We start from the raw sequence: 7,035 nt of genomic DNA on the forward strand, positions 1-7,035 counted from the left end.
GGCGCGATGATCCACGAGCAACTGCTCACGCGGCTCTCGGATCAGCTCAATACCCGCATGTACATCCTGTCGATCGTCGCGGCGATCTTCCTGCCGCTGGGGTTCGTCACCGGGCTGTTCGGCATCAACGTCGGCGGCATGCCGTGGGTGGAAACCCCGATGGGCTTCTGGTGGGTGATGCTGCTGATCGCCGCCCTCGGTATCGGCCTGGGTATCTGGCTCAAGCGGCGGCGCTGGTTCTAGCCCAGGGCAACATCCAGCACCATCATAACGATAAAGCCGCCGATCACGCCCAGGGTCGCGGCATCGGCATGTCCACTGCGCTGGGCCTCGGGGATGACCTCCTCGACCACCACGAAGATCATCGCCCCGGCGGCGAACGCCAGCGCGTAGGGAAGGATCGGCTCCCAGAAGAGCACGGCCGCCGCGCCGAGCACCCCCGCGATCGGCTCAACCACGGCGGAAAGCTGCCCGTACCAGAAGCTCTTGAACTTGCCGACGCCCTCGCGGCGTAGCGGCATGGACACGGCCATCCCCTCGGGAAAATTCTGAATGCCGATGCCGATGGCCAGCGCCACCGCCGCACCCAGGCTGGCGTTGTCGAAACCATAGGCCAGGGCCCCGAAGGCAACCCCGACTGCCAGCCCCTCGGGAATGTTGTGCAGGGTAATGGCCAACACCAGCAGCGTGGTGCGACGCCAGCTGGTCGGGACCCCTTCGGCCTCGTGCATGGGCGCGTTGAGATGCAGATGGGGCAGGATCAGGTCGACCAGGCGCAGCGAGAGCGCGCCCAGCGCGAACCCCACCGCGGCGGGAAACCAGGCCGGGACGGAAAGGTCCCCGGCCATCTCGATCGACGGCGCCAGCAGCGACCAGAAGCTCGCGGCGATCATCACCCCCCCGGTAAAGCCCAGCAGGATATCGAGCAGGCGCCGGTTCTCCCGTTCGGTGAAGAACACGGGCAGCGCCCCGGCGGCAGTCATGCCCCAGGTGAACAGCGTCGCCACCAGCGCCTGGGTAATCGGGGACGCGGTGACGAATGCCTCGATGAGATTGTCGAACGTCTCGATGATCAATGCCGTCTGGACCTCCCGTTCACGGCTCGCGCCGGCCTACCGGCCGAACCCGATGTAGGCGAAGAGCAGGCCGAGCAGGGCGATCGCCCAGGGATAGACCGTCACCACCGAGCCGCGGTAGAGCCGTCGGCTGAGCGCGATCACCTGGCGCGGAACGGTGATCAGCAGCAGCCCCTTGGCCAGGGCGAGCCACCCGACCAGCGTCACCAACAGGGACCAGTCGACCTGCCAGCGGTTGTGAAAGTGGATGATCAGCATGCCGAACACCAGCGCGAGAAAGCCGGACAGGTAGGTGCTCGCGGTGTTGCGGTACAGCTCGTCGAGCAGGTTCTCGTAGTGATGGCGATTGAGCAGCAGCCCCGCGGCGAAGGCCAGGTAGACCATCGAGAGGATACGGGCGACGAGCGTGGTGACTTCCATGAGACGACTCCTGGGTTGCCGCTGGTGATCGGTCGGCCGGCGCGGCGAGGGAGACGATCACCTGCATACCCGCATGGTAGCGCACCGTCGGCGGGCAGCATCCCGGCTGCGTGTCTACACTCGATTGTGCCGCAAGCGGCTGAACACGAACCGATTCAGGAGGAATTGCCATGAGCGAGAACATGCTGAAGGTCATCGAGGTGCTGGCCGAGTCCGACAAGTCCTGGGAGGATGCCGCCGATCAGGCCATTGCCCGGGCCAGCCGGAGCGTACACGGCATCAAGTCGATCTACATCAAGGAGTTCGAGGCCAAGGTCGAGAACAACAAGATCGTGAAGTACCGGATCAACGCGAAGATCACCTTCCAGCTCGACTGAACCGAGCCGGCCGGTCGGGCCGGCTTCACGTGCCGGCAACCGCCTGACATTCCTGCTCGATCACCCGGCTGCCGCGCAGGGCGAGACCGATCACGCGGATGTCCCCGTCGATCTCTGCCTCGTACCCCTGGTGCTGGTGACCGTGCAACACGATGCGCACGCCCATCGACCGCGCCAGGTCACCCAGTTCGCGAAAGCCGTACGGGTGCGACTCGGGCGCCTCGTGCAGGATCAGCACATCCGCCCGCTCACCTGCCAGCCGCTCCCAGTCGGCCGGAAAGATCGCGTCCCGCTTGCGACGCGGTACCCCACCCCGCCAGAGATTGCCCTTGCCCGCCGTTGCCACGCAATCCTCCCGGCTGTGGTGCCGCGGGGCACTCCGCCCGGGATACCAGACACTTTCCTTGAACACGCCCCCCAGCCCCGCGACGCGGCAGCCTCCGACCTCGACCACCCGCCCGTCGATCGACGGGAAACGCGAGGCGAACAGGAAGTCGAAGCGTTCCTCGTCGGTATCGTGGTTGCCGTGGATCCAGTAGACGGGCGTGGCCACCGTCGCCAGCACCTCGTCCAGCGGCCGGTCCAGCTCGCAGTCCCCCAGCAGGAACACCGCGTCGGGGCGCTCACGCTCGACGGCGGTCAGCAGCGGCTCGAAGTTGCCGTGCGGGTCGGAGTGAAAGAGCAGCCTCGCCACGGTCCACTCACTGCTCGGCGGCGAGCTTGTCGGTGCGCGCGGCCATGATGAAGTCGTTGCGATGCAGCCCGCGGATCTTGTGGCTCCACCAGGTCACGGTGACCCGGCCGTATTCGGTCAGCAACGCCGGATGGTGGCCCTCCGCCTCGGCGATCGCGCCGACGGCGTTGGTGAACCGCAGGGCCTCGGCGAAATCGGGAAAACGAAAGACGCGCTCGAGCTGGCGCACCCCGTCGCGCGTGATCACCTGCCACCGGTCGTCCAGTTCCTTCTGCAGGGCGACGATCTGGTCGTGGTCCAGCCTCGGCGCGTCGGCCCGGCAGGCCTCGCAGTGATTGTCTGCCAACTCGCTCATCGTGATCGAACCTCATCGCTATCCATTCGGGCTCACCGCCCATCCCGTCGAGTCAAGCGTCCACGGGATAAGCCGCCCGCTCCACGCCCCCGGAAAAGTGCCCGCCGGAACGCCGCGCGCCGCTCATCGAGTTCCGCTCTGCAGGCGGACCGGGACATGGGCTGACTGTAGGCAACGCCTGCGCTCGCGTCTATCGCCATTCATGCCACCGTGCTAGTTTGTATAGCTACCTAATGATTCACGGGTGCAAGATGACCGAGAGCCTGCGCAATCATCGTCTGGGCCTGATCCTGATGGCCCTTGCCGTGTTGACCATCCCGATGTCGGACACCATCGCGAAATGGCTGTCCACCGAGTTGTCCGTGGGCGAGATCGCCTGGCTCCGGTTCGTGTTCCAGACACTGTTCCTGTTGCCCTTCCTGGCGATGTACTGGCGCAGCGGGCGGTTGCAGCCGATCCACCTGCTGCTGGGCGCGCTGATCGCCGCCTCCATCCTGTTCCTGTTCTGGGGGCTGGCCCACCTGCCGCTGGCCAACAACATCGCCCTGTTCTTCGTCGAGCCCCTGATCCTGGTGATCTTCTCCGCCCTGTTCCTGGGCGAACGCATCACCGCGCGACGATGGATCGGCGTGATCGGCGGGCTGATCGGTGCCGTGATCATCCTGCGACCGAACTGGAGCGCCTACGGACTGGCCTCCCTGCTCCCCATAGCCGCGGCCGCCTGCTATGCCGGCTACCTGACCGCCACGCGGGCGTGGGCCAGTGCACCCCGGCCCCGTGACGCCCTGGTGCTGCAGTTCTGGGTCGGGGCCGCCGCCTCGTTGATCATGCTGGGCTTCGTGCTCCTGGGCCAGGGATTCGGCTGGTCGCTCGCCCGCTGGGATACCCCGGGGGCCGCGGAATGGCTCTGGCTGGCTACCGCCGGCCTGCTCGCGGCATTCGCCCACGTGCTGATCGCGATGGCCTTCGCCCGCAGCGACGCCAGCCTGCTCGCCCCGCTGCAATACCTCGAGATATTCGGCGCCACGCTGCTCGGGTGGCTGGTATTCGCCGAGTGGCCGGACGGTTTCACCGTTCTCGGCGGCCTGATCATCATCGGCGCGGGGCTGGTCGTGATCCGCGAGCGGCCGTTCGACGCCCACCCCTGAGCGGGGAACCGGCACGTCGCCGGGACATTCACCCGGAAACCGAAAAATCCCGCCAGATCGGCGGGATTTCCGTTCTCGGCGGCCTGGCTGCCCGAATCAGGCGCTTTCCATGTCCTCGCTGTACTTGCCGAGGCTCGCCAGACCATTGAACTTCGCCCGCGTGAACGCCCGCTTCTGGGCCTCTTCGGCGTTGCCCGGCTCGCCCTTCCAGTAGCTCAGCGCCGGCCCCTGGATCGCGCGGGCATAGGAGAAGGTCAGCGGCCAGGGCAGCCGGTCACCGTGACGGGTGTGCATGGCATTCAGATGCGCGGTGGATTCCTCGACGCCCTGCCCGCCGGAGAGGAAGACCACGCCACCGAGCGCGGCCGGCACGGTGCGCCGCAGCGTCTCGACGGTACGGTCGGCCACCTCCTCGACGCCGGCACGTTGCGCGGCATTCTTGCCCGAGATCACCATGCTGGTCTTGAGGATCACGCCCTCGAGCATGACGTTCTGGTGGTGGAGCTGACGGAAGACCTCGTTGAGCTCCTCCTCGGTCACCCGCTCGCAGGTGGCGATGTCGTGATCGCCGTCGATCAGCACCTCCGGCTCGATGATCGGCACCAGGCCCGCCTCCTGGCACAGAGCGGCATAACGCGCCAGCGCGTGGGCGTTGGCCTCGATGCAGCCGCGGGTCGGCAGGTCCTTGGCCGTGTCGATGGTGATCACCGCCCGCCACTTGGCGAAGCGCGCACCCATCGCGTAGTACTCGGCCAGCCGTTCGCGAAGGCCGTCGAGGCCCTCGGTGACCTTCTCGTCGTCCGAACCGGCCAGCGGCTTGGCACCGGTGTCGACCTTGATGCCGACCACCTGGCCGCGCTCGCGCATCACGTCGATGAAGGCCTTGCCGTCGGCGGTGGACTGGCGGATGGTCTCGTCGTAAAGGATCGCGCCGCTGACGTATTCCTGCAGATCCGGGATGGTCAGCAGCAACTCACGGTACTGGCGACGTTTCTCCTCCGATGGCTCGATGCCCACGGCCTCGAAGCGCTTGTTGCAGGTGCCGTTGCTCTCGTCGATGGCCAGGATGCCCTTGCCGGGGGCAACCATTGCCTGTGCCGTCTGGACCAGTTCGTCGGCCTTCTCGGGGCGATACGTACTCATGCGCGAACTCCTTGATTTCCTGTTGGAATCGAATGCGGTAGGAACGAGCACGACCATAGTCCCCCAGCGGGAGCATTTTCAAATCCGTTTCGCCGCGGCGTGTCAGAGATGGGCCCCGCCACCCCCGATCGCGATGCTCACCAGACCCAGCCACAGGATCACGTGCACCAGCCGGCGGATACGCGGGATCGCCTCGCCCGCCCGCGACCACTCCTGGGCGGCGACCGCGGCGTGCAGCTGCCGGTACGGCCCGAAGGCCAGCACGGCAAAGACGATGACGGTCAGCCAGCCGAACAGCTGCATCCCGTGCAGGTAACCCGGCGAGGCGAACCCGCCGAAGGCCGAGAACAGCAGCCCGTAGCCACTGACCAGCAGCAAGGCGATCAGCACCCAGACCCAGCGGAAGAAGCGGGTGAACACGCGATCCCAGAGCGTCACCCGCTCCGGGCCGGAAAGAAAGGCCACCGACGGGCGCAGGATCGTGTAGGCGTAGAACACCCCGCCGATCCACAGCACCGCGGCGAGCAGGTGGATCACCTTGAGCAGACCGGTCATGACGTCATCCCCCTCGTTCAGCCACGTCGCTCGCGCGAGCGGCGTACGGTCTCGTAAGCATTCTGGATTTCCTGGCTGCGCTCCTTGGCCAGCTCGACCATGGAATCGGGCAGCCCCTTGGCGATCAGCTTGTCCGGGTGATGCTCGCTCATCAGCTTGCGGTAGGCGCGCTTGACCTCGGCATCGGTGGCGCTTTTCTCCACGCCGAGTGCGCGGTAGGCATTCGTCAGTGCCTCGGCGGTGTTCGGGGCGCCCGGGCCGCGCTGGTAGTGACCGGCCAGCAGCGCCTCCAGGCGGGCGAAATCCGCGTCCGGCACGCCCAGCAGGCGGGCGATGCGCAGCAACGCCTCCCGCTCCGCCGGGTCCACACGCCCGTCGGCGAAGGCCACCTGGATCTGGATCTCGAGAAAGACGCGCATGAGGGTCGGCTGACTGCCGCAGACCTGCACGAAGCGCCGGATGGTGGCGTCGGGGTCGAAGCCCGGTGCCTTGCCCCGGTTGAAGGCCCGGATGGCCTCGCGACGGCGGGCCTTGGTGAGCCGCATCTGCGCCATCACCGCCTCGGTGGCCCGGATCTCGGCCTCGCTGACCCGCCCGTCGGCCTTGCTGACGAACCCCAGCGTGGTGAAGGTGGTGTCGAAGAAGCTCTTCTGCACCTCCAGCAACTGCCCGCCGACCCGCTTGATGCGACCGACGAAACGGTCGAGGAAGTGGCCGAGCAGCAGCCCGACACCCGCCCCGATCCAGCCGAAGATCCAGAAGCCGAGTCCCGCCCCCAGTACCTTTCCAATCCAGGCCATGCCTGTCCCCGTCAATGAACCAGCCGACAGTTTGCCAAAAACCGGCCGCCAGCGGTTGCCCCGGGCGGAGGTGGCGAATCAGCCCCGCACCAGCACCGCGCCGTCCGGCACGTCCCGCTGCAGGTCACGGCAATCGCCCGGGTCCGGCTGGTCCTCCGGGTCGCGATCCGGGTACCAGATGCGGCATTCGCCGGGCGGGGGAAGGTGCGTGGCCGGCACGGTCACCGGGTCGAGCGAGGTATCGCCGCCCGGGTGGATGACGACCGTGCGCTGATCTCCCTCCGGTGCCGTGGTGGCGCAGCCACCCAACAGGAGGAGACCGGCTGCGGCCGTTGCCACCACAAGCTTGCGCGTGCTCCAGACTGGATTCATCGTGTCGTCTCCCGGTTTTCGGCGCGTGCGAAGTATTCACGTGTGATGGCGAACACGGTGCCCGACAGGGCAATCAGCGCGATCAGGTTCGGGAT

11 protein-coding genes are annotated in these 7,035 nt (G+C 66.9%); 3 read left to right on the forward strand and 8 right to left on the reverse strand.

The window, feature by feature from the left end:
- A partial coding sequence (locus tag ACLFMY_RS07610; protein ID WP_410764044.1) for a CorA family divalent cation transporter occupies nt 1-243 on the forward strand: 243 nt, incomplete at its 5' end.
- On the opposite strand, the gene ACLFMY_RS07615 is transcribed toward ACLFMY_RS07610, so the two are convergent.
- Together ACLFMY_RS07615 and ACLFMY_RS07620 are read right to left on the reverse strand one after the other, a co-directional pair.
- Nucleotides 240-1,076: a ZIP family metal transporter gene (locus ACLFMY_RS07615; protein ID WP_410764045.1), complete on the reverse strand. Its 837-nt coding sequence runs from the start codon at nt 1,074-1,076 to the stop codon at nt 240-242. The genes ACLFMY_RS07610 and ACLFMY_RS07615 overlap by 4 nt on opposite strands.
- A gap of 36 nt (nt 1,077-1,112) precedes the next feature.
- Nucleotides 1,113-1,496, reverse strand: a complete 384-nt coding sequence (locus ACLFMY_RS07620; protein ID WP_410764046.1) for a hypothetical protein — start codon at nt 1,494-1,496, stop codon at nt 1,113-1,115.
- Nucleotides 1,497-1,666: 170 nt separating this feature from the next.
- Here ACLFMY_RS07620 and ACLFMY_RS07625 point away from each other — a divergent pair, with 170 nt between their 5' ends.
- Nucleotides 1,667-1,873 (forward strand): dodecin family protein, encoded by a 207-nt coding sequence (locus ACLFMY_RS07625; protein WP_410764047.1) that lies wholly within the window; start codon nt 1,667-1,669, stop codon nt 1,871-1,873.
- A 25-nt stretch (nt 1,874-1,898) separates the two neighbouring features.
- Here ACLFMY_RS07625 and ACLFMY_RS07630 read toward each other — a convergent pair whose 3' ends face one another.
- Complete coding sequence (locus tag ACLFMY_RS07630) at nt 1,899-2,567, reverse strand: metallophosphoesterase family protein (RefSeq protein WP_410764048.1); 669 nt, start codon at nt 2,565-2,567, stop codon at nt 1,899-1,901.
- A 7-nt stretch (nt 2,568-2,574) separates the two neighbouring features.
- Nucleotides 2,575-2,922 (reverse strand): 4a-hydroxytetrahydrobiopterin dehydratase, encoded by a 348-nt coding sequence (locus ACLFMY_RS07635; protein ID WP_410764049.1) that lies wholly within the window; start codon nt 2,920-2,922, stop codon nt 2,575-2,577.
- Nucleotides 2,923-3,173: 251 nt separating this feature from the next.
- Between ACLFMY_RS07635 and ACLFMY_RS07640 the strand changes: the two genes are divergently transcribed.
- Nucleotides 3,174-4,070, forward strand: coding sequence for a DMT family transporter (locus ACLFMY_RS07640; RefSeq protein WP_410764050.1), 897 nt, complete (start codon nt 3,174-3,176; stop codon nt 4,068-4,070).
- Nucleotides 4,071-4,166: 96 nt separating this feature from the next.
- Here the strand turns inward: ACLFMY_RS07640 and ACLFMY_RS07645 are convergent, their stop codons facing one another.
- The 4 genes from ACLFMY_RS07645 to ACLFMY_RS07660 all read right to left on the reverse strand — a co-directional run bounded on the left by ACLFMY_RS07645 (nt 4,167) and on the right by ACLFMY_RS07660 (nt 6,940).
- The gene (locus ACLFMY_RS07645) at nt 4,167-5,213 is read right to left on the reverse strand and encodes a class I fructose-bisphosphate aldolase (RefSeq protein ID WP_410764051.1); all 1,047 of its coding nucleotides are present in this window, start codon (nt 5,211-5,213) and stop codon (nt 4,167-4,169) included.
- A 102-nt stretch (nt 5,214-5,315) separates the two neighbouring features.
- Nucleotides 5,316-5,768, reverse strand: a complete 453-nt coding sequence (locus ACLFMY_RS07650) for a CopD family protein (RefSeq protein ID WP_410764052.1) — start codon at nt 5,766-5,768, stop codon at nt 5,316-5,318.
- 17 nt (nt 5,769-5,785) lie between these two features.
- A complete protein-coding gene (gene djlA, locus ACLFMY_RS07655) occupies nt 5,786-6,568 on the reverse strand; it encodes a co-chaperone DjlA (RefSeq protein WP_410764053.1) in 783 nt (260 codons plus the stop codon).
- Nucleotides 6,569-6,646: 78 nt separating this feature from the next.
- Nucleotides 6,647-6,940 (reverse strand): hypothetical protein, encoded by a 294-nt coding sequence (locus tag ACLFMY_RS07660; RefSeq protein WP_410764054.1) that lies wholly within the window; start codon nt 6,938-6,940, stop codon nt 6,647-6,649.
- Nucleotides 6,941-7,035: the final 95 nt, after the last annotated feature.

The sequence above is a fragment of the Guyparkeria sp. genome (genome assembly GCF_046545975.1).
Classification (GTDB): Bacteria; Pseudomonadota; Gammaproteobacteria; order Halothiobacillales; family Halothiobacillaceae; genus Guyparkeria.

What these genes read in the sequence shown, in the direction of transcription:
- ACLFMY_RS07620 (WP_410764046.1), bottom strand. Translation starts at nt 1,496, where the DNA reads ATGGAAGTCACCACGCTCGTCGCCCGTATCCTCTCGATGGTCTACCTG.
- djlA (WP_410764053.1), bottom strand. Translation starts at nt 6,568, where the DNA reads ATGGCCTGGATTGGAAAGGTACTGGGGGCGGGACTCGGCTTCTGGATC.
- ACLFMY_RS07640 (WP_410764050.1), top strand. Translation starts at nt 3,174, where the DNA reads ATGACCGAGAGCCTGCGCAATCATCGTCTGGGCCTGATCCTGATGGCC.
- ACLFMY_RS07635 (WP_410764049.1), bottom strand. Translation starts at nt 2,922, where the DNA reads ATGAGCGAGTTGGCAGACAATCACTGCGAGGCCTGCCGGGCCGACGCG.
- ACLFMY_RS07650 (WP_410764052.1), bottom strand. Translation starts at nt 5,768, where the DNA reads ATGACCGGTCTGCTCAAGGTGATCCACCTGCTCGCCGCGGTGCTGTGG.
- ACLFMY_RS07625 (WP_410764047.1), top strand. Translation starts at nt 1,667, where the DNA reads ATGAGCGAGAACATGCTGAAGGTCATCGAGGTGCTGGCCGAGTCCGAC.
- ACLFMY_RS07645 (WP_410764051.1), bottom strand. Translation starts at nt 5,213, where the DNA reads ATGAGTACGTATCGCCCCGAGAAGGCCGACGAACTGGTCCAGACGGCA.
- ACLFMY_RS07660 (WP_410764054.1), bottom strand. Translation starts at nt 6,940, where the DNA reads ATGAATCCAGTCTGGAGCACGCGCAAGCTTGTGGTGGCAACGGCCGCA.